Genomic DNA, 24598 nt, shown 5'->3' with positions numbered 1-24598 from the left:
GTACGGCGTCCTCCTCCATAGGACCGGGATGCGGAGCTGCGGCGGCGTCTGCGGGAACTGGCAGAGGAGCGGCGGCGTTTCGGCGTTCAGCGACTGCATGTCTTGTTGCGGCGTGAGGGGCTCGTGGTGAATCATAAGCGGACGGAGCGACTGTACCGCGAGGAGAGCCTGTCCTTGCGCTTGCGCCCCATGAAGAAGCGTCCTTGTGTCCTGCGGTCGTGCCAACCAGCGCCTATCGGTCCCGACGAGCAATGGGGGATGGATTTTGTCAGCGATAGTCTGGAGTCAGGGCGGCGTATCCGTATCCTGACCATCCTTGACCTCTGGGACCGGTCAACCCCAGCCCTGGAAGTGGGTATATCGCTTTCTGGCCAACGGGTGGTGCAGGTGCTCGAACGCCTTCGGCTGCAAGGACGCCTGCCACGCAGGCTCCTAACGGACAATGGACCGGAGTTCACAGGCCACGCCTTGAATGAATGGGCGCAAAAACATGGCGTTGGCCTGGCGCATAGTCGGCCCGGAAACCCCACAGATAACGGTTTTGTGGAAAGTTTCAACGGAAGGCTCCGCGATGAATGCCTGAACCAGAATATTTTCGTTTCCCTGGCAGAAGCCCGGCGTCTCATCGAGCAATGGCGCCAGGATTATAATTGCAACCGTCCCCACAGCGCACTTGGGTGGCAAAGCCCCGAAGCTTTCCGGGCAATCCATCAACCCTCAACCACGACAGGAACCACTAACTTATCCTTGGTATCGTGAATGGGGTAGGGTCAGCTGATCTCGACCTGCCGCATGAGGCGCAAACCCAGTTCCCCAAAGCAGCCAGCAATGCCATCCTCAAACCAATGCCCACGCTGAAGCGTAAGCAGAGTTTCAAGGGAGGTATGCTGCTGGCTGAGTTTGGCTGCGACTGCCGCTCGTGGGCATTCCCCATACCGGGCAAGTTCGCTCATACCCAGATAAGCAGATCGGTCGCCCAACTGGGTGCGCGTCTGCCGTTCCCCATAATGCTGAAGGCCCTGCCGGAATACCTCCAGCAGGGCCTTGGCGCGTTCTATTTGACACATGAAGACCTCCTATACGGCATCTGCGTATTTCCACCAGCACTTGCGCTGGGCATTCCACCGAAAGCCAAGGCCGGACAGAATCTCCTTCTTCGGCTGGGTATTGCCACTAGCTACGATACACTCCCTGCCATCCTGCGATGCCATTCTCTGATAGGTGACGCCATCAAGCGCAGGCAAATCGTCAGTCTCATGGCGATGGGCAGACGCTGGTTCCTGACGATTGCCCGCCTGACGCCGTGGACTTGGCTGTCTGCTTGAACTCCCTTTCCTACCGCTGGCTGCTTCGCCATCATCATCTTCCGTGACCATCCCCAGCATAGCGGTCAGGGCATACCGTCTCGCATAGGTCAGGGCTGAGCCCATGCCCTGCGGGTCAGCTTTGGGCAGAGGGACGACAGCCAGAGAGCTCTGCCATTGCCCGGATTCCACATGGGTCAGCTTGGTCGCCAGGCCGATACACCCTTCCGTCTCCACGGGCACGGGGTACTGACAGAGCCAGATGCCATTTTCCAGAAGCACATCACGGCTAGCAGCCATCACCGAATTGAGCGTGGCGTACTTGCTCTTGGTAAACGGGTTTGTAGCATCCTTGGACGCGGGTTGGAGCTGACGCTGCACATTGAGCAGCGCCTTGGCCAATTCCTTGATTTCCTGGGAACAATCCGACTGCATAGATTCCTCCTCTGGTTAAAAAGAGAAAGCAGGATCCAGGAATCCCGAACCCTGCTTTCTTGCTTTTCAGACAATATAGGGATAAATGTCTTGTTTATTCGAGTAATATATAAATTTTTAATAGATGGGGAGCATAAAAATTTAAAAATGATGAATTATGCTCCAATAAAACGCAATTATTCCTTTACGATGGTGAAGAATATGCTTTTCACCAATATCATCCGCCTTAGTGCTGATACGTATCGTAGGCTTATCACATGCGTTTCAAGTTAGTGTGGTCTTGGTTATAGGCACGTGGCAAGCAACGCGGCTTAGACTTTTTTTCGCCAGTATCACGGCGCTTTGGGTGATAACGCTTGGAGACTTGCTGAGCACCCCATCAATCCTCATCCATGATGAGCCACTAACTATTCCTTAAAAATTGGAAGAGGTACGTCCAAAACGCCACCGCTTGCAGCCGTTTAGATTCCATGTTATATAAAAATATAACTTATGGAGGCGCATCATGTACACGTGCAATCTGAGAAAAGTGGGAGGGTCAGTGATGCTGGCTGTGCCTCCCGCCATTCTGGAAATGCTGCAAATGGAATCGGGTTCAGCGGTGAGCATGGTCGTGGAATCTGGTCGTTTGGTCATTGAGCCAGGAGTCCGCAAAAAATACAGCCTGCAAGAATTATTGGCCCAGTGCGACACTTCCGCGCCTCTTTCCGAAGAAGATGCCGCATGGACGTCATCACCTGCCAAGGGTCGGGAGTTGATCTGATGCGTCGAGGAGACATTTATTTGGTCAGCCTTGACCCAACAGCAGGTCACGAACAGCAGGGCACACGCCCGGTGCTGGTCGTATCACCTGATGCGTTCAACAAGGTAACACGAGTGCCTGTGGTCTTGCCCATCACGAGCGGAGGCAACTTTGCTCGCACAGCGGGTTTTGCTGTTTCATTGAGCGGATGCGGCACCCGCACAACCGGAGTGGTACGTTGTGATCAACCTCGCGCGCTAGACATACAGGCACGCGCCGGAAGATGTTTAGAACAGGTTCCGGCATCAGTGATGGAGGAAGTCCTGGCCAAGCTGGAGACTATCCTCAGTTAGTTTAATTTTTACAAATAAATATTATTTATCATCGTCAATACGGAACTTTTCGCCAATGATAGGTAAGATATACTTCTGACCAACTTCCTCCGCCTTTTTACTAAAACGGCGCGTTGGCTCATCCCATGCGTGCCACGCGAGTGTGAACTTGCCAATATGCGCCGGGCAGGCAAGAAGACTCCGTGTATCTTGGGCCGCCCTGACAGCCTGCTCAGGAAACATATGCACAGTACTCCACGCGCGATTATATTGGCCGGTATCAGGGAAAATGCTCTCGAATGGCCCATACCTGCGGCCGATTTCCGCAAAGTGATGCCCATAGCCGCCATCGCCGGTGAAATAGACCTTGCCGCCACTCCCGGCATCGACGACAAAACCGCCCCAAAGGCTTTGATTTCTGGTCAGTCCCCTCCCTGAAAAATGCTGAGAAGGGGTGAAGACAATACGCAGCGGCCCCTCTCGCCACTCTTCCCACCAATCCAATTCGGTAAAATTCTTTCTGCCCCATGCGCCAAAATGCGCCCCAACGCCTTTGCCACAGAGGACGTGCCCGTAGTCAAGGTTTTTCACGGCCTTATAGTCAAGGTGATCCCAATGGTCATGGCTGACGCAGAGATAATCGATAAACGGGAAATCCGCCGCCTGGTAGGGATTGGCACCTGGCCACGCAGGTATGGTGAAGGGAACCGGGGACGCGCGGGATGACAGGACAGGATCAATGCAGATGATTTTTCCATTCAGCTTAAGCAGAAAAGAGGAATGGCCAAGCCAGACAAATTCGCCATCTTTGAGAGAATGAAAATCGGCTGGAGCAGAGGGAACAGGCGCGGGCGGATAACGATCCCCATCGCAGGCAAGGAAAAATTTCAGCCAGCCGCCGGTTTCAAGAGGCTCCTTATCCAACCCGGCATATACATACGTATTCGGCAGATTGTGGAAAGCACCGTCCTCCCAGTTGGGAGAAATCGGGGTGGGCTCAGGAAGTGCCCCGAATTTCCGCCAGAGGTTCCACGAATACACGCCCCCAGCGACAACGGTTGCGAGGGCACCAAGTACAAAATATCGCCGTGTCATTTATAGTTCACCCTTTCTCATCATCCTCTCAGGTGCATAAAAAATGAGCCTTATAGCCATAACTCACGGTAATGACATATATTAGCACTCTTTGCAAAAATTTGAAAGTTTACATTTATCCTGATGGGATTTATAAAAATAATATAAAAACGCACTAATTTTCATAGAAAAATTTGTATATATTTATATTTCTGTATATATTACAATCATAGAAAGGAGCATCCGTTTAACATATAAGGGAGGGAGTCATGAGTCAAAAGGAACTTTCAGTGATAGCAGAATTTGGTTTGGGACTGGTGGCTATTGAAAATGAAACTACAAATCTTGATCTCATACTTCAGTATTATTCTGAAGAACAACTTGAATTGTTTGCAAAGTCGACTATAAGTGAACGCGACTTGAACGAACTAACTCGTGATGGCATTCGTAATAGTTGGAAAAACTTTGTAGATACAGCATCTGGAAAGTTGCCTCCTTTTAGAGAGCAATTGGATCAACAGCTTTCAAACATTGGTATTCATGTGATGTATTAAAATATAGAGAGTATGGCATTATGGCATACTCTCTATATTTTTAATATTTAACTATTTTTTATACTTTTTATACGTTGTGCTAACTCTTTATCGCAATCTTTTCCAACAAATTATTCATATATAAATCTTCTATTGAGAACATCTTTGTACATTATTTCTAACATATAAATAACATCTGCCTTTCCAACTATTGATGACACATTTAAATTTAATACTAGTAATCAAATATATTAAATTACACATTGGCTTCAAGATTCGTTAAAGCCGTAAGTAACCATATTTCTACATAAATTGTATAAGGGGGTGCCTGTCATGGCACCCCCTTATGGCGTTGCAAATTAAGAATTGGTGTACCACGCATCCAGGAAATCAGGCACCATTTCCGCCATGGTCTCGTCACCATTTTTCATGGTGTCCGTGATGAAGCGCATGGAATGGCGGTCGAGCGTCTGCCCCGGATTCAGCTTGGCAAAGGCCCATTGAAGGAAGACGGCCATGTTCTGCTCGGGCTCAAGGATGGAATTATCATCCAGACGCTCGAAGAAGAAACTCAACGCTTTTCCCTTTTCCGAGGCGAAGAGTTTGTCCATGAACTCCTTCATCGACGAGAGAGAGAGGACGTTCCTATGCCAGAGGAGGAGGACATATTCCAGCAGTTCCTGCTTAGTGGAGAATATGCCGGGTCCCAGTTCATCCAGGCTCATCATGTTGGTGAAGTAGTCCAGCGAGGACACTTCTTCAGGCCCGGCTGGATCCTTCATGACATCCATAACCCTATCCCCCCTGAACATCCCCTTGGGGCGCATGGCAAAGCACGCACTTGAAGGTCCTAAGAGGGAATCAAACTCACCATCTAGCATAGAGCTTCTTCCGCCCCCATGGCCATAGGCAGGCATCTGGGGTACCTGCTGGATTGTGGGCAACCCTTCGAGTTTGTCATCCTCCGGTCGCTCATATACCAGGATGAGGGATGTCAGGTCGCTCACGAGCTGGTACTTGAGTGCAAGGCTCAGCTTTTCTTCCTCGGGGCTGACTTCCTCCATCTGACGCATACGGCCCAAGCGGAGCAAGTCTTCGTTGTCGGTGGTTTCAAACCGCTGGCAGACTGCGCGATGCGTACTGCCGTCGCTCTCCCAGCTCAGGACGGGTGCGGAAGATGATTGCCCCTTGAGCAAGGCAAAGGCATGTACCGTCTCGCCATCATAGATGTACTTGGGAAGACGGGATTGCCAGACCGGCTCCTGGCCCCACTCGATACGCATATTCCTGGCAATGGCTCCACGCATCCGGTGGAACATGCGCACGATAGCTTCAGCCATGTTTTCATCCGGGCTGACAAACTCGCATGCACCGCCGGTCTGCTCGGCCATGTCACGCAGCAGGCTTTCCGCCGGAGCATGGCCAACGCCTATGGTGAAGATACGGTGCCCGGAGTCCTTGGCCGTGGCGATGATATTCTTCACATCCCAGACATCGCCGTCCGTAATCAGCAGGACAACCGGCGGCACTTCATTCTGGGCGTCTCCCGCTATATCATGAAAGGTGGAACGGAGCGCGCCTTCCATTTCCGTGCCGCCCATGTCAGCGGATGTGGCATCGATGGCTTTTGACAGCTTTTCGAGGTTTTCCGGGGTGCAAGGTAGGAGGGTTCGCGTCAGATGCTCCACATTAGAGCCAAACCGGCTGTAGGCGATCTGATCGTGAGCCGCAAGCAGGTTCAGCACCTTGCCAAGTCCTTTTTGCGCTTCCTCTATGCTTGAGCCGCTCATGGAGCCGGAACAATCCACAAGGATCTTCAGCCCCAAGGGCGAAGCTGTTTTCTGAGGGATTTCTGGCGCAAAGCTGGCAACGACCATGCTCGTGCCCTCATCCGGCACACAAAGCGCATGCGAAGTCCCCGAAATATCCTGCATGAGCAGGATAAAATCCCTGTCCAGTACGGCCCCGGCTTCCAGGGACACGCACAGGCCATCCTCCAGCGTTTTGATCGTTGCCGGATGGCTGGGACAGGAGACGGAGCTTTTCGCCATGTCGCCCTTGATGGTCAGTTCCAGCGTGAAGGGATAGTGCGCCTTGGGATCGACCCTGGCGGATTCATGAGGGGCAAGACCGCCGTCACAATACGGGTCGCCATAGCGCTCGCCGATGACGGTGGGAATACAGAGGCGCACCTGCCCCTGCTCAAAGCGCAGCAGCCGGGCGCAGTGGATCTCCACCACAACGGTTTCACCGGCCTTGATATTACCAAGGTTGGCCGTGTACAGGCCACGTGAGGTCTGCTGCACCATGATGGCCGAATCGCCGTCCTTCACGGCCTTTTCGTACTTCTCCTCCGCTTCGGACTTTTTCACCACCTCGCCGATGAGGTGCTTTTCACCGATGGTCGCCTGCAAGCCGAGGAGCGCCGTGCCCCAGCCCAGGGGGAAGGTGTAGATGATCTCCAGCGCCTTGTCGGTGTCGTTTTTATATTCCTGCCGGATGGTGGAGGAGAACAGGAGCCCCTCCACCTCACCGTAGATGGACACCGACTTGAGGGAGATATTCTCTCCGCTGTCGGACACCATGTGGCCAAAGGGGTATGGCTCGTCGAAAATCGATGACGGCCTCCCGTGCGAAGTACGCCTGGATGCGCCCCCATAAGGGCGTGTGGAGCCCGGCGAGGAGTATATCGGCCCCTGCGCGGTCGTGTTGGTGCCGTTTCCTTGCGGCCCTTGCCCTTTTGCGGCCATTTCCGCTTCCTTCCTGGCTTTGCGTTCCTTCCACTTCTTCCAGGCTTCATAGCCCACAATGGCGGCAGCGCCGGCGATTTTGATAACGCCGCCAATTTTTCCGGGCAGCGGAAAACGATTGTAAGGTGGCAATGGCATCATGGCTTTTCCTCCTTATTTTGGGTGTGGACGTGGGGTTACTTCCCGTTCCGGGACTTCTGCTCCTTCTTTTTCTCTCTGCGCTCTTTCCACCACTTCCCGGCCTTCACGATGAGAATCAGCTCAGCAATCTCAACCATGAAATCGAAGACCGTGGGGCGTTCAGGCGGTGGCAGTATCATGGGCAATCCTCCTTGGCATATTCCTGCCGGTTTCTTCGGAATATGATGTATGGCTATGATTTCCGGCATCGACAGCGCGGGGATTTTCCCCCTGCGCTGTCGTGCGTTGCCAAGGAATCTAAAACAGGATATTTCCAGAAAACGGAAAACTCACTTTTTCCAAAATTTTTTGTCCAATCACGAGTCAACCTATGCAGCCTTGTAAAAATTGGAGATTTATTTCAGTAAAATTTCCAAGCGTTTGGCCTTCATACGTATAAGCTCAAAAGACATGAGCGTGAGGTCACGCGAGGTATGGAGGAGTACCTGCATTTGATCCATGCCGTCTTTTTCAAATGATGACTGTAACTCCTCAAGCAATTTATTACCCATATCTGAAAGTTTCGTTGATAAAATTTCGAATTGTTCCTCATAAAAGTCCGCAACTTTTTCTAGTTTTTCCGCATATTCAGCAATATTTTTATCGGTATCACATTTTTCATTTTGCGGAGTTTCATCGTGGAGCAATATTCGTTTCGCTTGATCAATAATATTTCGTTTGATTGGCAAGAAATCAGGAGAAAAGCAGCCTCTAGTATAATCAAAATAGATATTTAGATCTTTATACCCCACGGTAGATTGAATCCAATTTTGACACGCATATCTAAGTATATCAGAATCAATAATGGCCTGTGAGACTTCTTTTTGATAGTTTCCGTGTAATTCCTGATGTATTGGTGTTATATAAAAATAGAAATGAAATTCATCACCTGCATATTTTTTTATATCCTCCTCTAAATTTTTAATTAATTTATCACATAGACTCTTCTTATCTTGTTCTTTTGGCTCTTGCGTTTCATCCTTATAGGAGAGCTCAATGTTTTCTATCTGCGTTACCGGATAATCAGAAGTATTTGGCACAAATATTTCGTCAAGGTAAGATGTTGAACCATCTTTCCACTCTCGATCTTGACAAAAATCATCTGGATTATTTGTCCATCTACGCGCTCTTATAAAAATTATATTGTGTTCTTCATTATAATAACAAATAAAAACACCTGGAACATAACCATACCTAACATATAAACTAAAGAGCATAAACTTATCTAAACTCACATTCTTGATCATATATTTTGTAAAACGTGTGAGCTCAAACCTATAGGGCGGGTGGGGTCGTGATGCGGACTGATTTTCATTATCCATGGGGTTCATGACTCTCTCCTTTTTATTTTTTTTAGCTTGCTTTAACAGAGAAATTGCCAAAAGCAGTGGGGAAAGATATTTGATAATCACATTATCCCTCCTTCTTTACCCAATGAGTATTTGTGAATTTTAGATATTTATCTATTTCTGTACGGCCCATCCTTTTCTCCTTCATTTTTCGGCCTCCAGCCACTAGAAATTTGTCACGTTGTGCGTCTGCTATGGTTCCATGATTCCTTGCTATGTAAGTTAGATCATGATATTTCCAGAAAACGGAAAGTTTTGATCTTTCGCTAAAATTTTTTGATTTCTGGATTCTGGAATGTTCGCTTGCTATCGCCTTCTAAAAAGGAAATAACTATGCCCGAAAAAATGGATCAGGACAGCTCCCCCAGCGTCAAGCTCCTACGCGTCTTCCGTAAGCTGCTGCTCAATGGCCAGCGGCATTACCAGACCGACCTTGCCAGCGAGTTTCAATGCTCCGCACAGACCATCATTCGCATCATGGCGGACATCGAATCCGTCATCGGCGCGAATCTGGAGTACGGGCTGGACAACCGACGCAAGTGGTACAGGATTTCCTCACCCAGTCCAAAACTCCTCGGCCTGGAATTTGAAGAGCTGCGCTACCTTTCCGTGTGTCGTGACCTCGCCGCCCAGACCTTGCCGGAGCAGATACTCTCGCGGGTGGACGACACCATCTTCAACATGTCCGTCCAGATGGCAGAAAGAGGTTCTCAAGGGCCGACGAGCCAGAAAGAACCGTTGATTACGTTTTTCAGCAAGGGAAGGATCGACTACCGGGCAGCCTTCCCCTTCATAGAAAAACTCCTCACAGCCATTGACCAGAGCCGCGTCTGCCTCGTGCGGTACAAGGCTGCCGGCGCACACACTCCCAAGGAACATCGTTTCGCTCCGCATCGCCTCATAAGCATGAACCAGGCGCTTTATGTCGTGGGCGCGACCATGGCGGAGGACTACGGCACCGTGAGGCATTTCCTGAATTTTGCCATTCACCGCATTCAGGATGTGGTGCTGACCGACAAAACCTTCAGCATTGATTTCCCCGAAGTGGGCTCTGGTAATTTCGGTTTCCCCTGGCACGAGCCCCGTACCTTCCGCATCCATTTCAAGGCCGGAAAGGCCGCCGACTATGTTTCGGAGCGCATCTGGTCAGAAACGCAAAAAATAGAAAAGCAGGATGACGGCAGCGTCATCCTGCAAATTACGACTTCAAGCGAACCCGAGCTCATGGCCTGGGTCAGAAGCTTCGGGGAGGAGTCCAGTCTGGAAACCGCCCCCTAAGAAGGCGTTCCTTCCTGCTTTTGCTGCAAACGGAGTGCGGCAATGTCGATCACAGAAGGCACGATCTTGCGCCAGGCAGGCCCTGCTATAGCGGCTGCGGTAACGATGCCAGGCATTATCCCTGTGAGCACAGACGCAACAGCAAGCAAGCTGCGTGTGCTATTCATTTTTAGCAGGGAAAGAACATCTGTATATCCTTCACCCATCTCCTTAACCTGCATATTGAGCTTTTCTTCCGCCTCTGGATGCTTCTTTACATAATCTTTGAGCATTTTTTGAAGAATGAGCAGCTCATTTTCTGCTTCGTCTTCCGTCAGTTCTTGCTTTTTGATACCTATCTTTTCAGCGACCATTCTGACCACCTCATCATAGTTGGGTGATCCCTTGAAGGGCCGGAGGAGGGTATTGGAAGCGTCTTCCCGAATCTCCTGCACCAGAGAATCCGGGCTGTATTTGTCATGGCGCTTATAAAGATCGAGCAGGTATTTGTTCTGAGAGTCTTTATGGCTGACCTCAGTCAGGAGTCCAATGAGGCGCACGTTGGAGGCCACGCCATTCCTGTTTTTATCCGATGTCATTACTTCCCCCTATTGTTTGTGGTTGTGCATAATGAGCATTTTGTGTTATAATCAATTGATAATAGATCATAATGAAGTAATAATCTTTATATTAATAGACAATATTTTATCCAAAATTATTAAGATATTCAAGTTCTCTATTCAAATCTTTATCAATTTCCATCTGGATAAATTCATCCTTAATTTTTGTAATAAATCTTATATCTAAAAAAAGACGGCTTAAAGTTACTAAAATACCACCTATATCTAACTTATGGGGATTTTTCGTAATACAACAAAAAATTGTATTACTTGATGTCGCGAGGAAATTCGAAAGAAGTAATATTTTTCTTGTTCGGACTTCATACAAATTTTTATCAATTCCATCATTTACTGGTGAATAGTACATACTGTGAATAAAGCTTATAATCATATTTATTAATATTGAAATAGACGCAGAAAGTGCTACTGTTTTTAGATCCCTTTGTAAACAGAGATAGTCATATTGTTTCGTATATAGTTTACTTGCCCATTCCTCATTAAAAGTTGATAAAAATGGAATAGGTAACCCCATTTTCGTGTATTTATCTGATGCTAAATGAGCACCTTGTGCAACTAACGCAGCACAGAGGCATCTCCAATCAAATCTTGTTAAGTCAATAACCTCCGAAAAAAGCTGTACTAATGATACCGGCTCATTCACCCAATGTGCTTTTTTAATTCTATAGCTATCAAATGAAGCTAATGTTGCAGTATCGGTCATAAAATTAGCCGTTCCAAAAATCCACCCTAAAATTGGATCATGCCCAAGAGTTTTGAGCCTATGATTTTTACCAGATAAGCCAAGACCTAAAGCAGAACTACCTGGAAGAACATCATAAGGTGCTTTTGTGTAGAGTATCTCAATCCAAGATTTAGGATGTGCATCATCTTTCTTTGGCTCCCAGTATGTCCCCTGAGGATTCTTATCTCTTGAATAGTGTTTATCCCTCATTTCGTTAAGTGTTTGCTTATGCTCTCTTTCTATTTCTGGGTCATTATGATCCATACGATTGCTATCTTTATTTGTTTCACCAATTACTGGAAGGAGTAGCCATTTTAGAGTTTGTAATGCGGTTGCAAGTAACAAAATATATACATCTGTACGATTCATTTTTGTTTTATTAATAAATAGCTTATCAATATCATCAATTCTTTTATTTACATCTTCAATTTCTTGCTGAGAGAGAATATCTTCAAATGAATATATATCATCATCATTTAAAACTATAGAAGAATCTAAAAGAATCTCATTATAACTCCTGAGCTTGAGACCATTTAATATATTACTTGGGGGATTATTTTTTACAAATTTAGGATTATAACCTAACTTATTTAATAATTCTTCAGATTCCAAGATTCTCTCCTCTAATATATTAGATAAGTCATCAGATTTATTATTTATCTGTTCAGATAATTTTTGGTGATATTTAAATATTTTCAAATTGTTTCTATCATCGTTATGGTACATGACTTCCCCTCGAAATTATACAAATTTTTAAAAATATTTATTATTTCCCACGTCAAAATTGGCTAGGAGAATATAATTTATGCGGCCTCCGATATATCTGCATTTAAATCCTTTATTGCGGAGGTCAACATTATATTCAATGACTCAAGATACTTAATCCTATCCTCAGATAATTCTTGCTTTTTCCTTAGTTCTTCAAGTATTGCATTCTGCTTCTTCAAAGCGGCGGCATAGAGTTCCTGTTTTGCAGCTAAAAGTTTTTTCTTTTTATGGTGTGCCAGAACCCCATACCCTGCGACACTAAGTACCACTGCTGGCGCAGCCAGAACTCCCACCCCTGCTGCCATACCGCCACCAACAAGCGCACCAGCAGTAGCCAACGCAGATGTCATTCCTGCAGCGCTTAATCCAGCAACACCAAGCCCCCATAGTCCTGCAAAACCTATCGCTCCTCCTGCCCCTGCCCCAAGAGCGGCACCGAGTACATCCGGAATATCGCTCGTCTTTATGGTTCGAGAGGGGTCATTCAGTGCACTTGCGGCGTCATCAAGAACCTTTTTTATTGGATTAAGAGAATCCATGGATTTAAAATTCAAAGCCATTTTGCTCCTCCCGCCGAACTATAGGGACATGCAATCTCGTTTCATCGACACGTGTCACCCTAGGATTTCTAGATTTATAATTCTACTTTTAATCTTCTAAATCGTAAAGAATTTTTAATGGTTTCATGACAAAATATTAAAGGAGTTGTCATGAAACTTGTTGAACTTGTTGGACAAAATATCGCAAACCGCCGCAAGCTTCTTGGCCTCAGTCAGAAAGAGCTGGCTACGCGGCTTGGTATTACCCAAGACGCCCTGAACCGAATGGAAAAGGGCCGGATCGCGCCCAAGATGGGACGCCTTGAGGATATTGCCTCTCATCTTAAATGCACGGTGCCCTTCCTTTTTCGCCGCGAATCTGAGGCACTCCAGGAACGGGCAGCCACCATAGCGGATATTCTGGCCACATTGCCCCCAGGGGGCCAGGAAGCCTTGGTCAACCTCGTGGCCGATGCCGCACGTGTCATGAACTTTCGTAAGGATTGACAGGGCATAGCCCGACATTCGACGCTACCCCCGTCGGTATAAAATCTGCTTGAGAGATACTCCGGCCCAAAATCTCGGAAGCACGTTCAGAATAGCCAGAACAAATTCCTTTGCCATATGAAATTTGCTTCCAGTCCACTGAGGGGTGGACTGGAAGCTATTTTTTTCTCCTCTTTTTTCTTGCATGCTATTCCGCATGACGAGTATAAATCAAATTATGACGCGTATAAATCAAAAATCGACAGCGGCAAGTGGGAAGGACGCCGCCGAGCTGGCCAGAACGCTCCGGCTCCTTCACATCATGCAGGAAATCAGGAATGTACCCAGTCAGAGCTTGAAAACCGTCCTGAAAACTTTCGGTATCTCGCGCTCCCAGTTCTATAAGGACAAGGATGCCCTGGCCTCGCTGGGATTCTGCTTTGAGTACCGCAAGGGGAGCGGTTTCCGTATTACCGAGGATCGCCTCACGCCCATCCACGACCTCAGCCTTTCTGACAGGGTTATCCTGCTGTTCGCCCTGGAGTATCTCAGCACCTCTGGGGACGGCCTGCTGGCCGCCAAGGCCATAGAGGTCGGCAGGAAACTGGCAGGCGGCCTCGATAGCCCGTTCAGGGAGCAGTTGCTCCAGTGCTTCGACAGTGAAGTCACCGAGAAGACCTATGGCGTGAAGCCGGAAGTCTTTCTGGCCCTCACCGATGCCGTAAAGGAAGGCAGGCGCATCCGCATGCTCTATTGCCGCAGCGGCACCTGGACGGAAAGCTGGCGTGAGGTTGACCCCAGACGCATTTATCTGCGCCAGCGCGCCCTCTACCTCTATGCGCGCACAGTGGATGAAACGCCGCCGGCATGGAAGGTCTTCCGCCTGAACCGCATACGGGAAATCCAACCTACCGGCATTTGCCTGCCGCCCACTCCCAACGCCGAGGACGGCTTCTGCGAACGCCAGAGGAACGCATTCCTGGCTTTCCTCGGAGAGACGCCTAAACCCATCACCATCCGCTTCACCGGCGAGGCTATCCCCTATATCCGCGAATGCCAGTGGCATGAGAGCCAACATTTGGAGGAACAGCCGGATGGCAGCCTCCTGCTGACGGTCTCGGTTGCCGAACCGCAAGAGGTCGTGCGCTGGGCTCGCCAGTTTGGGAAAAATGCCACCGTAGTGAGCATGGCAGACGAAGACAACGTGGAGGAAGGCTTGAGCTCACATCCCGAAAAAGATCAATAATACCGAGCAGAAAATGAGCGAACAGAAGCAAAAATCGAGTGGATGTGGAACAGCCGCTAAGGGTTTGGCCTACATCACCTACAAGATCATTTATGGCAGGCCAGCCAAGTTCATACCCGTCCACATCACCATGGACAGGCATGAAGCCCATGTCATGACCAGCAAATATAGAGATGAGACAGAATACGATTATGTCGTGTATGAATTCAGAGTTCAGGACATTGGAGATGCGATGATGACCGCAGATAAGGATCATCTCCATTTCTTCCAGTATGAAGCAAAGCGTCTCCATGTAGATACACTCTCAAATATCGCTTCCTAGTATCAGCTTCAAGGAAGTCAAAACTTCCTCCGTAAGTGAGGTGATCAATGGCTATTTTCGATACGGTAGCGTCAATGATGGCGGACTCAGCGGGAAAAACTCTCATCAATCAGCATATTGGCAAATACGGGAAGCTCAAGAGCCTGTTTTTCAAGGATGGGAAAATTAATGCCAGTCTCATCCTAAATGGCTTTGACGATAAGAAGATTTACATCTCCTGTGCATCAGTCAAAATTGCTGATGACGGTAGCGAAATCAGCTTGGGGGATTTCAGTTCAAATGTCCCTTGCATTGAACAAGCACTCAATGACTTTTGCACTCGAACATTTCTTATCAAGTCCACAAAAGCCCAATACACAATGATGATTATAAAAAAACTCCTGCTTTAAATATATCAGAAATTTATAGCTATATATTACATATTTAATCATTCAACATAAACATCACGAGAGGAACATATGGGAAAAATCATGACATTCATTGGCGGCGCGGCAACAGCAATTATTGGGATTGCGACTGCATGCCTTATCTTTGATAAATTGTTCCCTTCAAAAGCAGACATATCTTCAGTGCCTGATAATGATGGGAATATCGGCATGGGATCTGATCAAAACCACACGTCAGATAGATAACTCTCTCAGAGAAAGGAGACCAATAATGGCCGTATCAGCAGCCTTTTTAGGTGGAGCCATCTCAGGGATTGCAGCATTAGTAGCAACGGCCCTGTTCGCGGATGATGGAAATGGTAAGCTTTCGTTTAAGCTCCATAATCCGGAATACTTCCCTACGATGACAGCACCTGAGTTATATGACTATCTGGATACATATTCTACAAATATGATGAAACTAAATAGAGAACTTATGGATCTTAAGCAGCAACGTGAAAAAACATATAAATTAGAAAATGCTATTTCTTATATGCTTCAAAATAACATAGAAGATAATGGAAATACTTTAAAAGCATGGAAAGATATTCTTTCTGTGCGAAATAATGAAGTTTATTTTCTTAGTGATATACAAAGGCGTGCGTCAAGAGTGTTTTTTCTATATAGACCTGTATTCATAAGGTGTAATAAAATATTTGAGGAGCATGGAATGAGTGGCTACAGTATAGATAGTTCAGTATTATCAGATTATTTTTATATTGATAAAAATCTCCAAACAGAAGAGTGGTCAGACGAGTATGGACGTATATATTCGAGGCTTCAAGATTTTCTCTTCAAAAGTTCAAGCGCTGCAAGCTTTATGAAGAGATATATGCCAACAAATCCAGCGTAGCATAGGGTGCAGCAATTCCACAGGAAGGGAATCAAGAAAAAATGACGACCATTTCACCCAAACGCATAGCGTTTATGGCGATACAGGTATCCGCTCTCCTGGGCGTGTGTGTTGGCATGACATGCTTGCTGCTGCCGCTGACAAATACGGTGGCGATCTTCTGTCTCATTGTGAGCATAGCCGTAGGCTATATCCTGTTTGTCGGCTATCTTGGGCTTTCAAGCCTCTATCTTCTGCTCCACTACAAGCAGATGAACAAACGGCAGGCAGCCTGGGCAGCCGTGGCCATTGGCATCTTCACCCTCCTCTGGGCCGGGATATTCGAGAGTGGGTTTAACACTACTGTCCACGAAACGCGCTCTATCCTTGCCACCTTTAAAACGGATAGGGGCCTCTTCACGCGCCTTGCCGTTGTCAATGCGGTCCGTGACACCTACAAGCTCTCGCTCAAGAAAAAGATCGCTCGTGATATTTGCAAAAATGAGGAGGACTATCTGGGGCATCTCCCCGTCCTAAAAGATGATGGGAGTTCCATCTCAAAACTCACTCGTGAACTGGAAGCAGGCTACAGATCCGTCTCCTGCTTCTAAGACTTTATGGAGGAAAATATGTCGGGTTTCTTTACCGCCCTAGGCGCAGCGGTGGCCATAATCCTGGTACTCTGCGTCCTCTTCGCCTCTGTCACCTCTGGGTTCAAGGCCATGTTCCTTGGCATCGTCAACAAAATCCGGGAGGGACTCCCCAAGGATAACGGTCAAACGCTTAGGCAAGCCGGGGACAAGCTGTTCAACATGGGACAGCAGCAACCTGAGTCGCTCATGAAGGAGATTGTCATCACCACGGGAAAATGCCAGTGCTGCGGGCGCACCTATATCGGGACAACCGACGATAGCGACTGCCCGCTCAAGGCCGTGGAGTTCATGGGCACGAGCAAGGTGCTTTGCCAAGATTGCTTGAATCAGCTCATGTCGGAATTTCAGCGTTCCGGGGTCAGCCAAGAAAAGAAATTCTCATCCAGTGCTGAGGGCTTACGCGATCTTTTATCCAACATCGGCAACAAAAATTAAGGAGACAAATCATGGAAAAAAATAATGTAAAAACGGAAAATTATCAATATGTTGATGTTAACGCGGATGATAACATAGAACAAAAAGATTTCTCAAAATCCAAGAAGTGCAAGACGATTAAGGGTATCAACGGCGATTTTACTATTGTCGATGAGTATGGAGGTATAGTTGAAATAGGGCTTGGCCTATAGACTCAGCAAGGAAGCTTTTAAATCAAGAGAAGGGTAGCTTAGCGCTGCCCCTCTCTTAATTTAATTTTTTATCTCGTGTTGAGGTTCGATACGATCTTGCTATAAAGTTTCTGTATATTCCGCTAATCCCACAGATGTTTTGTAAAAGACTTGTCTGATAGAAGATGGACTCGTCTAATGGCCTATGCCTCAGCGTTCTTCGCAGCAGGCTGGCGACGCTTCCAGAGCTCCATATCCTTCATTTTTTTCCGACGCTCGCGCTTCAATCCCTTGCACACTAAGGGGGTTCCCTTCTTGAAGCCGTACTTGGCCCGATACTCTTCGGGGGTCAGGCCATGGCCTGCCAAGTGACGCGCGCCAATTATCTTAAATGACTTACCACAAACCAAGCAGGTAATGGATTTTTCCCGAATGGACTTTTTGGGGTCCATGACCTCATCTGTCTCAGCATCTGAACAAGTGCAGCCTTCTGCCATACTACGCAGATTTGCGGCCAATTTACCAGCAAAACTGATGACCTCATCCTCCGACATGACACGCACCCCAGCTTGGGCACGAGCAATGCTGAGTGCTTCAGAAAGATAATCGTCCATGAGTTCCTCCAGGTGATTTTTTCTCTTCATAGCGAAAACAAAATCTCAACACAAGCGGTCATGGACACGATAACGCTGGAAAGGTAACAGCATGGAAATCACATGCCCAAATCAGAAGATAGTCTCATGCTTTTTCAGTCTTCTTTGAAGAGGTAATCGCTTACAGTTTTTCAAGAACAGCATCGACATCCGAGACGATAGCTACACAGCTCCCCTCGATCATGGCGTTTACACGGGAATGAGGAGTATCGCCTGACCTGCGAAAGTCAGTACGAATACCAATGACAGGGATACCCTTGGCGAAGGCATACCCGATCTCCCAAGCCGTACCATCATCGACCTGCGGCCCATCGAGGAGTGCGACAACAGCATCACAAGCGTCAATGGCAGACCTGTCCTTCTCCATGATCAGCCTAGGAGCATCGGCCCCCATCTCCTCGACCTCTCGCTGGGAGAAGAACTCTCCTGGCCAGATGACACGAATGTCAGCAGCAGCTAGTTTATCCCTAAACGCACGATGCCAAAGGATTTCCGCTTCTGTGAAGAGAGGGCCAGCTTGGTAAACACGCATCATTCCTCCAGGGGAGTCAGGGAGTATGTGGGACGAGAACATGTGGCGGCCAAGCAGTGAGAGTAACACAACATCCTCCAGGTTTCAAAAGGCATTACTGACCTGAAGCTTTAAGACGGTAGCGAGTCCCAGAATGCTCTTGCTGCCTTCCCTTGCTCAACCGGAGCCTTGTGCGAAGGTCGAGAGATTTCCTTCATCGGGCGCATAGATGTCTGAAGCCAGTCGATGAAGTCATGCTTCTCATAGAGGATGTTCTTGCCCACTCTCACCTTCGATGCTGGTCCTTTACCGGCAGAATCCAGATTGGAGAGGGTACGGGGGGTGAACAATCCTCCCGTCATCTTGCTCGCAGTCTTGCGTGTAAATACTGGAGGAAGAGCCTCCTCTAGCCCCCTAAAGAAATCTTTATTCTTAAGCGTATTTATTATCAATTTTACTGTCTCCTCTTATTTTTCATGGATTTTATTATTGAATCTGCCTCATGACCTTTAAGTTCGTTTAGAGACTTTTGGTACATAGAATTTGATACCTGCTCAGGGTTCATACCACGCTCAGTTGCCATGGTCTTGATGAGGTTAACTTGGTTTGGTGATATGGATTTTTCTCCTCCACCTTGAAGATTATCCTTAGATGACGTTGTCGTAGACTGCTCAGATGAGGACGTGCCATAAACTTCTGGATTCGGTATTGCACCACGTTTTATCCCTTCCTCTGTTTCATCCTCAAAAACAAACATTTCTCTTATGACCGTAGAGAATCCATTTTGTCCATTATTTTCCTCAACTTTCTGTTCAGGTTTAGATTTTTGTTCCTGTTTATCATCTTTTTGTTTGCTATCGTCTACTTTTTCATTAGCGTCTTGATGCTGCTTATTTGTATCAATGGATATTTTATCTTCACCAAAGGATATATTAACCTTGTTGACCTTCCATTCATCATTTACAATTGTGTCTATAGAAATGTGAATTTGTTGGTTTGAAGTGTCCATGTGTAGTGACCTCCGAATAATGTCATTTTGTGCCAATTAATGGCAACCTATATCATCGTTATTGATTTTCTAGGAGAGAGGGGAGAGGCGCTTATGACCTCTCCCCATAGACTTTACCTCTTAGTTTTAGAGACAGTAATCTTGTGTGTTCCTTTGGGAGTATTTTCTTTTTGATGTACCTTTGCCAAATAGCTTGCGGCATAGACAGCGTTCGCTTTCGCTTCTTCAAAGTCTAAACTATTTCTATTAATCATCAATCCTTTGTTACCCATCTTTTTACAACGTTCTACTAGCCCCCCATTCTCAGGGCTATTTTTATCCACCTTAAATATCCTATCTGCATGCCTTTCAAGCGATTGGAATAATGGGTATGCATTTTGGATACAGTTTCCATTCGCTGCTATAAGCAAGTGGTCATGCGTATTTCCTTCATTTGATTTTCTTTCCGTTGACCTTATGATTGTCATATCTAGACAATTTGGTGAATTCTCAAACTTCCTTTCTTGTTCTCTTTTGAATGCTTCAATTACCCTTGACATTTTTCTTTCTCCATTATCAAATTCAATTTCTTTAGGTTTTCGTATGTCAATTCTTGTTATTAGAACCTTATTATGTTTTTCTGTCTTTTCTTCTATTGTCCCTATACAAGTATCTAAACTTTTCTTGAAACATCCTTTTGAATAGGAAGGGTTATTAATCTCATATCCTCGATAGAATGAATCAAATATAATATCATCTTTTTTTGATGATTTACCCATAGCCTTTCTCCTTATTGTTGATTGATTGTTAATGATTAATATTACTCTATTCCCATAATAGAAGATATATTATTTAATTATTTAAATGAATTATCTTTTTATTAAAGCATATATTTTCTTTTAATAATTAATATAATGAACTCCCATAAGGGAGTTCATAAAGTAAGTATATTTATTTATTCTTTTAATATTGTGTATTAATAATCTGGTTATTATTTTCGTTATCTCTTTATTATTCCTTTGTTATATATTCTTTAAATTAGATACTACCAAAAACCTGAATATTGTTATTAATTATGGCAAATAATGCTTTATGCTATGATCATAAAATACATTATCTAATTGCGACAAATTTTTGCGACAAAAAAATATCTTTCCCCCTGATGGGAGAAAGATATTTTTTTGATTATGGTTGGAATGTGTTTCCGATTATTTTTATAAAGCGATTTATGATTTAATGGAATAATTAATATTGGAAAAGTAATAATCACCTATACACGCGGGAAACTTGGGGATTATCATCTTCCCCTGTTTGTCTTCCGCCAATTCCACGGCTCCATTGCCGCCTATCTGCCCAAAGTCCAGCCTTCGCTTTCTTGGCTCGCATCTCCTGCGCCTGCCATTCGCTGCAAAAGGATGCCGTGCAGTAGCGCGTGTAGAGCCATGCGTAGCCGTTGGCCAAAAGCTCCTGGTTGAGAATCCTGCCGTCTTCAGTCTTAACTACTCCTACGGCGCGTCCGTATCTGTCGGTGTCCAGAACGCTCACCGTCACGTTCCGGCCAGCCACCCGGTCGGCGGTAAAACGCCTCGCCTTCTGGCCAAATGCTTGGCCCTTCTCAGGGCAATCGATGCCGTAGAGCCTCACTTTCTCCTGTTGGTTTCCCGGCACAAGAACCGTGATGGTATCGCCATCGGCTACACGCACCACCTTGCCAGAAAATTCTGAGCGTGCGAAGGCCGTAACACTGAAGGCCAAGACAAGCATGAGAGAAAGTGCCAAGAACCGAGTCTTCAACGTCAACTCCGTCTGCGATTGTTGGGGATTGGCTCCCAAGTCAACCATTTTCACGCTGGGGCGTTTTCAATCAGCCCGACGTGGGCTATAAGGTCTCATGAACGCTACCCCACCACGAGCCCTGAAAATTGTAGGCCGGCCTTGCGACGATGCCAATACCCAGCGCACGAGTCCGCTCTATCTCTCACCGGTTAGCGCTGGCTTCCCATCAGCCGCAGAGGACTATATCGACAGCCAGATCAACCTGCACGAACTCCTCGTCCGCAATCCAGCGGCGACCTTTTTTCTGAGAGCCTCCGGCGACTCGATGTTGGGCGTGGGCATCCATGATGGAGACCTGCTCGTGGTTGATCGATCCCTAGACGCATCCCATAATCGAGTCGTCATTGCGGCCTTGGATGGCGAACTGCTGGTCAAAAAACTGTACAGGAAGGATGGCCGCGTTTTTCTTAAATCTGCGAACACCGATTACCCGGACTTCGACATCACCGAGAGGGAGCACGTCCACATCTGGGGAGTCGTGAGCCACGTCATTCATAGGCTCTAGTCGTGGCGCTGGTGGTACATGGGACGTGCCGTGAAACGGTGAAGACACCAAGGCTCAACCCGTTGTGCGTGTGCGCTGTGCGGGGGGGGAGAGGAGGTGGGATTCGGGGTTACGACCGGCAGCGGTTTATACGCACAGGCGCACGCCGCACTTTAAGATAGGCATGGCAAATGAAACCCATCGTGCCATTGTTTGACTTGTCGGCAGCTCAGTTTTGACTTACATGTCCACGTGCTCGGTGTTGCTGTCAGCAACTTCCCCAGCCGAGCGGCGCCCCGCCGGAGTGGTTCCTGCGGGGCTTTCTTATCGCGGCGTCATGCGGCTGTGAGGCTCCCTAGGAGCGTGGCCGTTCAGACACCGGAGCCAAGTGTGGCTGTTCTGCCCCTGTCCGGTATGAAGGTATCTGGGGGCTCTCCAGTATATGGCGGGGGATTCGTCCAGAGAGAACATCTGCCCCCCTCCTTAAGGAGGGGGGCAGATGGATGGATGCGATGGACGACTGGACGCTAGTTCTGACCGCCTTCGGACACCGGCTGCTTCGCCACTTTGTGGGAATCGGGTCGCTTCAGCCAGTAGGGGATCTTGCCGGCCTCTGACACGACCTTGATACGGGCTTGGATGGTACTGCGTTTTCCATAAAGTCCCTTTGCTTCGAGAGCTGCTGCCATATCTCCCTGCGTAGTATCAGGATGCTCACGAACATACTCAATGATCGCCTCATCAAGGCTTGAGGTATGCGCGGCGGAGGGATCGGGGAGCTCCACTCCACTATCGAGCCCTAATGGCTCGACCCCGTAGGGAACCGTTGACTTAGTTTCATTAGGGAGCCGGAATGTGATCCTCCCACTCTCGCTGGCATCGATTTGCATCTCCAGGTAGGCACCCGAGAGCTCCGCATAGTTGCGAGACTTCTTCACGTTTGCTTTTATGACGCGTCCCGAATCGGCCTTGCACAGCTGAAGGACAACGTCCAACGCAATCTCTTTACCCATTGTGCCAAAGGATGCACCTCGGTTTTTACCTTCGTGGTCAATGAGAATGAGGGTCTTATCATGTTCCTTGCACCAATGAAGCAATTCCAACAATTTTCCTGCTCGTTCAAAATCAGCGCCCATTGACATGGGAAAAAACTTGAAGACGGAATCAAGAATGATGATTTCAGCCCACAACAGGTCAGGAAGATATGCCTTAAAACCTTCATCTGTCTCAAGTGACAAATCTTTCTTTTCACTGAGAAGGGAACGCACCATCAAGGCATCCATCGATTCCTGGGGGACCTCATGGCCGGAGCAGAGACTGTAGCCCCTCTTTTTCAAGGCGCGCGACCGCATTTCTCCGTCCAGAAGCAGAACACGATACTTGCGGGAGGGACACACGCGGCCATTGAGTGCGCTTTTCCCCGACGCAAAGCACAGACCAAGCAGCATGGCAAACAGGCTTTTGCCGACTCCTCGCCAGGCGTGGATCATCATCTGGTCGCCAGTATCCAAGAGCCCTTCCATCAAAGGCTCCTGAGCCACGTCTGAATCAGGAAGGGCAGAAAGGGGAATGGCGTTCGGAAGTACTCCTTCAGGGGGAGTGGCACCAAATTCCTTATGGCAGTGAGCCACGAACTCTTGAAAGGAGCATCCATCGTGGTCAAAAGCCATCGCGTTCATCAAATCCTGATCCAGCTTGAGACTTCCTAGCCCGGCCCCATTTTGCCGCTTAATGAACCTCGGCTGAAAACCAAGCTTCTCCAAAGTTGCGTGAAGTCGAAATGCTTCGTAACAACCGGATGTTGTTGCGTCTGCAAAAATGATCGGTGTACGACCGTTGATTTTTGACCAGTCAGTACCAACCAAAGTGCTATATGCCGTTACAGGTATATAATTAGATAACCAACCGTGCTCTTTATGCATGTAGTCAGCATAAGCTTCAGTTGCACATATAACAGCATGACGCGAACCTGAAAAGGCAACAACCCTATCCAAGTTGTAAAGTGGATAAGGCATTGCAACATTGAGTGTGTCGTACACTATGGTTGAACGCCGAATATTGGACGTCTGCTGCCAAGCACTGAGAGGCAACTTATACTGATTGCCCTCAGAGTCGATAAACCGAACAATTCCGCAAGCAGTCCTACCATCTTCGGTTCGATACCAATATACCTTCCCCTGAGAAAAACCATACCGGGTAGGATATGCCCGATTAATTGCAAACACCACATTTTCGTCTGTGGGCACTTCATTCATAAGTATTTGCTGGTAGCAACCTCCCTTATGGTAAAGATGATACCGGTCTGAACTTTTCAGATTCGACTTGAGATCACGCAAGAAGTCTTCCTGCATGAGGTTCCACACTACCTTACGTAGTAACCATCCCTTCTTCCGAGCAATAAGTGGACCGGTATAATATCCACCTAAAGATGAATCCTGAAGCCCCCTGACTATATGCTCAGGGTCATGCTCATTACCCCGCAAGTAATTAAGGTTGTAGGGATACCTTCCGGCATATGCCCCGTGGCTTTCAGGGAAAAGTGACACAGCCAAATCCGGGGTAATGAGAAGCCCATCCTGACACTCATTCGCATCCGGCCACACACCCTTTATGACCTCTTTTAAGAAGACTGAATCCGTCTGCATTTTCCGCCAGAACAGATCCTCGATGGCTGCATCTTCTATCGTTTCAGCAAGATATGGCCACGCAGGATGGCCATTGTGGTGAGGGAAGCAAAAATCCATGACGATCCTCCATTGCTTGGGGAAGGCGTTGGCCCACTACGCACCCTGTCGCATCGGTGCGCCCCCTTTGTGTCACTTTCCTGTCCTACAAAGGTCCAAGATAAAGGACACAAAAAAGAAGAAACCCGACCCAGCTCACGCAAGCTGGGTAGGCGCGACAAGAGAATATAATTACCTGGAGGATCGAA

Annotated in this window: 30 protein-coding genes; 15 read left to right on the top strand and 15 right to left on the bottom strand. The window is 47.5% G+C overall.

Annotated features, from left to right (window positions below; translation table 11 throughout):
- The first annotated feature begins 36 nt into the window (after nt 1-36).
- The gene (locus HDR50_RS12060; RefSeq protein WP_291358511.1) at nt 37-759 is read left to right on the top strand and encodes an IS3 family transposase; all 723 of its coding nucleotides are present in this window, start codon (nt 37-39) and stop codon (nt 757-759) included.
- A gap of 11 nt (nt 760-770) precedes the next feature.
- Here HDR50_RS12060 and HDR50_RS12055 read toward each other — a convergent pair whose 3' ends face one another.
- Nucleotides 771-1067 (bottom strand): hypothetical protein, encoded by a 297-nt coding sequence (locus tag HDR50_RS12055; RefSeq protein WP_291358510.1) that lies wholly within the window; start codon nt 1065-1067, stop codon nt 771-773.
- 9 nt (nt 1068-1076) lie between these two features.
- Nucleotides 1077-1739, bottom strand: a complete 663-nt coding sequence (locus tag HDR50_RS12050; RefSeq protein WP_291358509.1) for an ERF family protein — start codon at nt 1737-1739, stop codon at nt 1077-1079.
- 505 nt (nt 1740-2244) lie between these two features.
- Here HDR50_RS12050 and HDR50_RS12045 point away from each other — a divergent pair.
- Together HDR50_RS12045 and HDR50_RS12040 are read left to right on the top strand one after the other, a co-directional pair.
- Complete coding sequence (locus tag HDR50_RS12045; protein ID WP_291358508.1) at nt 2245-2502, top strand: antitoxin; 258 nt, start codon at nt 2245-2247, stop codon at nt 2500-2502.
- Complete coding sequence (locus tag HDR50_RS12040; protein WP_365817724.1) at nt 2502-2834, top strand: type II toxin-antitoxin system PemK/MazF family toxin; 333 nt, start codon at nt 2502-2504, stop codon at nt 2832-2834. Before HDR50_RS12045 ends, HDR50_RS12040 begins: the two co-directional genes overlap by 1 nt.
- A 21-nt stretch (nt 2835-2855) precedes the next feature.
- Here the strand turns inward: HDR50_RS12040 and HDR50_RS12035 are convergent, their stop codons facing one another.
- Complete coding sequence (locus HDR50_RS12035; RefSeq protein ID WP_291358506.1) at nt 2856-3908, bottom strand: MBL fold metallo-hydrolase; 1053 nt, start codon at nt 3906-3908, stop codon at nt 2856-2858.
- A gap of 248 nt (nt 3909-4156) precedes the next feature.
- Here HDR50_RS12035 and HDR50_RS12030 point away from each other — a divergent pair, with 248 nt between their 5' ends.
- Complete coding sequence (locus tag HDR50_RS12030; RefSeq protein WP_291358504.1) at nt 4157-4441, top strand: hypothetical protein; 285 nt, start codon at nt 4157-4159, stop codon at nt 4439-4441.
- A 338-nt stretch (nt 4442-4779) separates the two neighbouring features.
- Here the strand turns inward: HDR50_RS12030 and HDR50_RS12025 are convergent, their stop codons facing one another.
- The 3 genes from HDR50_RS12025 to HDR50_RS12015 form a co-directional block, all read right to left on the bottom strand.
- Nucleotides 4780-7311, bottom strand: a complete 2532-nt coding sequence (locus HDR50_RS12025) for a VIT and VWA domain-containing protein (protein ID WP_291358502.1) — start codon at nt 7309-7311, stop codon at nt 4780-4782.
- A gap of 35 nt (nt 7312-7346) precedes the next feature.
- Entirely contained in the window at nt 7347-7490 is a 144-nt protein-coding gene (locus tag HDR50_RS12020; protein WP_291358501.1) for a hypothetical protein, read from the bottom strand.
- A gap of 216 nt (nt 7491-7706) precedes the next feature.
- Complete coding sequence (locus HDR50_RS12015; RefSeq protein ID WP_291358499.1) at nt 7707-8762, bottom strand: hypothetical protein; 1056 nt, start codon at nt 8760-8762, stop codon at nt 7707-7709.
- A gap of 270 nt (nt 8763-9032) precedes the next feature.
- Here HDR50_RS12015 and HDR50_RS12010 point away from each other — a divergent pair, with 270 nt between their 5' ends.
- Nucleotides 9033-9977: a WYL domain-containing protein gene (locus HDR50_RS12010; protein WP_291358497.1), complete on the top strand. Its 945-nt coding sequence runs from the start codon at nt 9033-9035 to the stop codon at nt 9975-9977.
- Here the strand turns inward: HDR50_RS12010 and HDR50_RS12005 are convergent.
- The 3 genes from HDR50_RS12005 to HDR50_RS11995 form a co-directional block, all read right to left on the bottom strand.
- Complete coding sequence (locus HDR50_RS12005) at nt 9974-10555, bottom strand: hypothetical protein (RefSeq protein ID WP_291358495.1); 582 nt, start codon at nt 10553-10555, stop codon at nt 9974-9976. The two genes, HDR50_RS12010 and HDR50_RS12005, sit on opposite strands and share 4 nt — an antisense overlap.
- A 106-nt stretch (nt 10556-10661) precedes the next feature.
- Complete coding sequence (locus HDR50_RS12000) at nt 10662-12044, bottom strand: hypothetical protein (RefSeq protein WP_291358494.1); 1383 nt, start codon at nt 12042-12044, stop codon at nt 10662-10664.
- 77 nt (nt 12045-12121) lie between these two features.
- Nucleotides 12122-12646, bottom strand: coding sequence for a hypothetical protein (locus HDR50_RS11995; RefSeq protein ID WP_291358493.1), 525 nt, complete (start codon nt 12644-12646; stop codon nt 12122-12124).
- 150 nt (nt 12647-12796) lie between these two features.
- On the opposite strand from HDR50_RS11995, the gene HDR50_RS11990 reads away from it, so the two are divergent.
- The 9 genes from HDR50_RS11990 (at nt 12797) to HDR50_RS11950 (ending at nt 17215) form a co-directional block, all read left to right on the top strand.
- On the top strand, nt 12797-13132 hold the full coding sequence (locus HDR50_RS11990; RefSeq protein ID WP_291358492.1) for a helix-turn-helix transcriptional regulator: 336 nt from the start codon (nt 12797-12799) through the stop codon (nt 13130-13132).
- A gap of 301 nt (nt 13133-13433) precedes the next feature.
- A complete protein-coding gene (locus HDR50_RS11985; RefSeq protein ID WP_291358490.1) occupies nt 13434-14357 on the top strand; it encodes a WYL domain-containing protein in 924 nt (307 codons plus the stop codon).
- A 13-nt stretch (nt 14358-14370) separates the two neighbouring features.
- Nucleotides 14371-14679, top strand: coding sequence for a hypothetical protein (locus HDR50_RS11980; protein WP_291358488.1), 309 nt, complete (start codon nt 14371-14373; stop codon nt 14677-14679).
- 47 nt (nt 14680-14726) lie between these two features.
- Nucleotides 14727-15068 (top strand): hypothetical protein, encoded by a 342-nt coding sequence (locus HDR50_RS11975; protein WP_291358486.1) that lies wholly within the window; start codon nt 14727-14729, stop codon nt 15066-15068.
- Between the two features lie 69 nt (nt 15069-15137).
- Nucleotides 15138-15311 carry a hypothetical protein gene (locus HDR50_RS11970; RefSeq protein ID WP_291358484.1) on the top strand — a complete coding sequence of 58 codons (174 nt, stop codon included), beginning with the start codon at nt 15138-15140 and terminating at the stop codon, nt 15309-15311.
- A gap of 25 nt (nt 15312-15336) precedes the next feature.
- On the top strand, nt 15337-15957 hold the full coding sequence (locus HDR50_RS11965) for a hypothetical protein (protein WP_291358483.1): 621 nt from the start codon (nt 15337-15339) through the stop codon (nt 15955-15957).
- A gap of 41 nt (nt 15958-15998) precedes the next feature.
- Nucleotides 15999-16547: a hypothetical protein gene (locus HDR50_RS11960; protein WP_291358482.1), complete on the top strand. Its 549-nt coding sequence runs from the start codon at nt 15999-16001 to the stop codon at nt 16545-16547.
- Between the two features lie 18 nt (nt 16548-16565).
- Entirely contained in the window at nt 16566-17024 is a 459-nt protein-coding gene (locus HDR50_RS11955; RefSeq protein ID WP_291358480.1) for a hypothetical protein, read from the top strand.
- A gap of 11 nt (nt 17025-17035) precedes the next feature.
- Nucleotides 17036-17215, top strand: a complete 180-nt coding sequence (locus tag HDR50_RS11950) for a hypothetical protein (RefSeq protein WP_291358479.1) — start codon at nt 17036-17038, stop codon at nt 17213-17215.
- 182 nt (nt 17216-17397) lie between these two features.
- Here the strand turns inward: HDR50_RS11950 and HDR50_RS11945 are convergent, their stop codons facing one another.
- The 5 genes from HDR50_RS11945 to HDR50_RS11925 all read right to left on the bottom strand — a co-directional run bounded on the left by HDR50_RS11945 (nt 17398) and on the right by HDR50_RS11925 (nt 21140).
- Nucleotides 17398-17808, bottom strand: a complete 411-nt coding sequence (locus HDR50_RS11945; protein ID WP_291358478.1) for a MucR family transcriptional regulator — start codon at nt 17806-17808, stop codon at nt 17398-17400.
- A gap of 160 nt (nt 17809-17968) precedes the next feature.
- Nucleotides 17969-18379, bottom strand: a complete 411-nt coding sequence (locus HDR50_RS11940; RefSeq protein WP_291358477.1) for a nucleoside 2-deoxyribosyltransferase — start codon at nt 18377-18379, stop codon at nt 17969-17971.
- 433 nt (nt 18380-18812) lie between these two features.
- A complete protein-coding gene (locus HDR50_RS11935) occupies nt 18813-19367 on the bottom strand; it encodes a hypothetical protein (protein ID WP_291358476.1) in 555 nt (184 codons plus the stop codon).
- Nucleotides 19368-19480: 113 nt separating this feature from the next.
- Nucleotides 19481-20125 carry an inovirus-type Gp2 protein gene (locus HDR50_RS11930; protein ID WP_291358475.1) on the bottom strand — a complete coding sequence of 215 codons (645 nt, stop codon included), beginning with the start codon at nt 20123-20125 and terminating at the stop codon, nt 19481-19483.
- Between the two features lie 487 nt (nt 20126-20612).
- Nucleotides 20613-21140 (bottom strand): thermonuclease family protein, encoded by a 528-nt coding sequence (locus HDR50_RS11925; RefSeq protein ID WP_291358473.1) that lies wholly within the window; start codon nt 21138-21140, stop codon nt 20613-20615.
- 97 nt (nt 21141-21237) lie between these two features.
- Here HDR50_RS11925 and umuD point away from each other — a divergent pair, with 97 nt between their 5' ends.
- Nucleotides 21238-21687: a translesion error-prone DNA polymerase V autoproteolytic subunit gene (gene umuD / locus HDR50_RS11920; RefSeq protein ID WP_291358471.1), complete on the top strand. Its 450-nt coding sequence runs from the start codon at nt 21238-21240 to the stop codon at nt 21685-21687.
- Between the two features lie 506 nt (nt 21688-22193).
- On the opposite strand, the gene HDR50_RS11915 is transcribed toward umuD, so the two are convergent.
- Nucleotides 22194-24410 (bottom strand): AAA family ATPase, encoded by a 2217-nt coding sequence (locus HDR50_RS11915; protein WP_291358469.1) that lies wholly within the window; start codon nt 24408-24410, stop codon nt 22194-22196.
- Between the last annotated feature and the right edge of the window lie 188 nt (nt 24411-24598).

It is taken from the genome of Desulfovibrio sp. (genome assembly GCF_014803725.1).
Classification (GTDB): Bacteria; Desulfobacterota; Desulfovibrionia; order Desulfovibrionales; family Desulfovibrionaceae; genus Desulfovibrio.
The sequence above is the reverse complement of the archived record's forward strand: the minus strand, read 5'-3'. Positions and strand labels throughout refer to the sequence as shown.

Bases quoted from the DNA above. Each gene is read 5' to 3' on its own strand.
- umuD (WP_291358471.1), top strand. From the start codon at position 21,238: ATGAACGCTACCCCACCACGAGCCCTGAAAATTGTAGGCCGGCCTTGC.
- HDR50_RS12050 (WP_291358509.1), bottom strand. From the start codon at position 1,739: ATGCAGTCGGATTGTTCCCAGGAAATCAAGGAATTGGCCAAGGCGCTG.
- HDR50_RS11965 (WP_291358483.1), top strand. From the start codon at position 15,337: ATGGCCGTATCAGCAGCCTTTTTAGGTGGAGCCATCTCAGGGATTGCA.
- HDR50_RS11980 (WP_291358488.1), top strand. From the start codon at position 14,371: ATGAGCGAACAGAAGCAAAAATCGAGTGGATGTGGAACAGCCGCTAAG.
- HDR50_RS12010 (WP_291358497.1), top strand. From the start codon at position 9,033: ATGCCCGAAAAAATGGATCAGGACAGCTCCCCCAGCGTCAAGCTCCTA.
- HDR50_RS11985 (WP_291358490.1), top strand. From the start codon at position 13,434: ATGCAGGAAATCAGGAATGTACCCAGTCAGAGCTTGAAAACCGTCCTG.
- HDR50_RS12055 (WP_291358510.1), bottom strand. From the start codon at position 1,067: ATGTGTCAAATAGAACGCGCCAAGGCCCTGCTGGAGGTATTCCGGCAG.
- HDR50_RS11990 (WP_291358492.1), top strand. From the start codon at position 12,797: ATGAAACTTGTTGAACTTGTTGGACAAAATATCGCAAACCGCCGCAAG.
- HDR50_RS12020 (WP_291358501.1), bottom strand. From the start codon at position 7,490: ATGATACTGCCACCGCCTGAACGCCCCACGGTCTTCGATTTCATGGTT.
- HDR50_RS11945 (WP_291358478.1), bottom strand. From the start codon at position 17,808: ATGGACGATTATCTTTCTGAAGCACTCAGCATTGCTCGTGCCCAAGCT.
- HDR50_RS11960 (WP_291358482.1), top strand. From the start codon at position 15,999: ATGACGACCATTTCACCCAAACGCATAGCGTTTATGGCGATACAGGTA.
- HDR50_RS11915 (WP_291358469.1), bottom strand. From the start codon at position 24,410: ATGGATTTTTGCTTCCCTCACCACAATGGCCATCCTGCGTGGCCATAT.
- HDR50_RS11970 (WP_291358484.1), top strand. From the start codon at position 15,138: ATGGGAAAAATCATGACATTCATTGGCGGCGCGGCAACAGCAATTATT.
- HDR50_RS11950 (WP_291358479.1), top strand. From the start codon at position 17,036: ATGGAAAAAAATAATGTAAAAACGGAAAATTATCAATATGTTGATGTT.
- HDR50_RS12000 (WP_291358494.1), bottom strand. From the start codon at position 12,044: ATGTACCATAACGATGATAGAAACAATTTGAAAATATTTAAATATCAC.
- HDR50_RS11930 (WP_291358475.1), bottom strand. From the start codon at position 20,125: ATGGGTAAATCATCAAAAAAAGATGATATTATATTTGATTCATTCTAT.
- HDR50_RS11935 (WP_291358476.1), bottom strand. From the start codon at position 19,367: ATGGACACTTCAAACCAACAAATTCACATTTCTATAGACACAATTGTA.
- HDR50_RS12040 (WP_365817724.1), top strand. From the start codon at position 2,502: ATGCGTCGAGGAGACATTTATTTGGTCAGCCTTGACCCAACAGCAGGT.
- HDR50_RS12025 (WP_291358502.1), bottom strand. From the start codon at position 7,311: ATGATGCCATTGCCACCTTACAATCGTTTTCCGCTGCCCGGAAAAATT.
- HDR50_RS11975 (WP_291358486.1), top strand. From the start codon at position 14,727: ATGGCTATTTTCGATACGGTAGCGTCAATGATGGCGGACTCAGCGGGA.
- HDR50_RS11995 (WP_291358493.1), bottom strand. From the start codon at position 12,646: ATGGCTTTGAATTTTAAATCCATGGATTCTCTTAATCCAATAAAAAAG.
- HDR50_RS11955 (WP_291358480.1), top strand. From the start codon at position 16,566: ATGTCGGGTTTCTTTACCGCCCTAGGCGCAGCGGTGGCCATAATCCTG.
- HDR50_RS11940 (WP_291358477.1), bottom strand. From the start codon at position 18,379: ATGCGTGTTTACCAAGCTGGCCCTCTCTTCACAGAAGCGGAAATCCTT.
- HDR50_RS12005 (WP_291358495.1), bottom strand. From the start codon at position 10,555: ATGACATCGGATAAAAACAGGAATGGCGTGGCCTCCAACGTGCGCCTC.
- HDR50_RS12030 (WP_291358504.1), top strand. From the start codon at position 4,157: ATGAGTCAAAAGGAACTTTCAGTGATAGCAGAATTTGGTTTGGGACTG.
- HDR50_RS12035 (WP_291358506.1), bottom strand. From the start codon at position 3,908: ATGACACGGCGATATTTTGTACTTGGTGCCCTCGCAACCGTTGTCGCT.
- HDR50_RS12045 (WP_291358508.1), top strand. From the start codon at position 2,245: ATGTACACGTGCAATCTGAGAAAAGTGGGAGGGTCAGTGATGCTGGCT.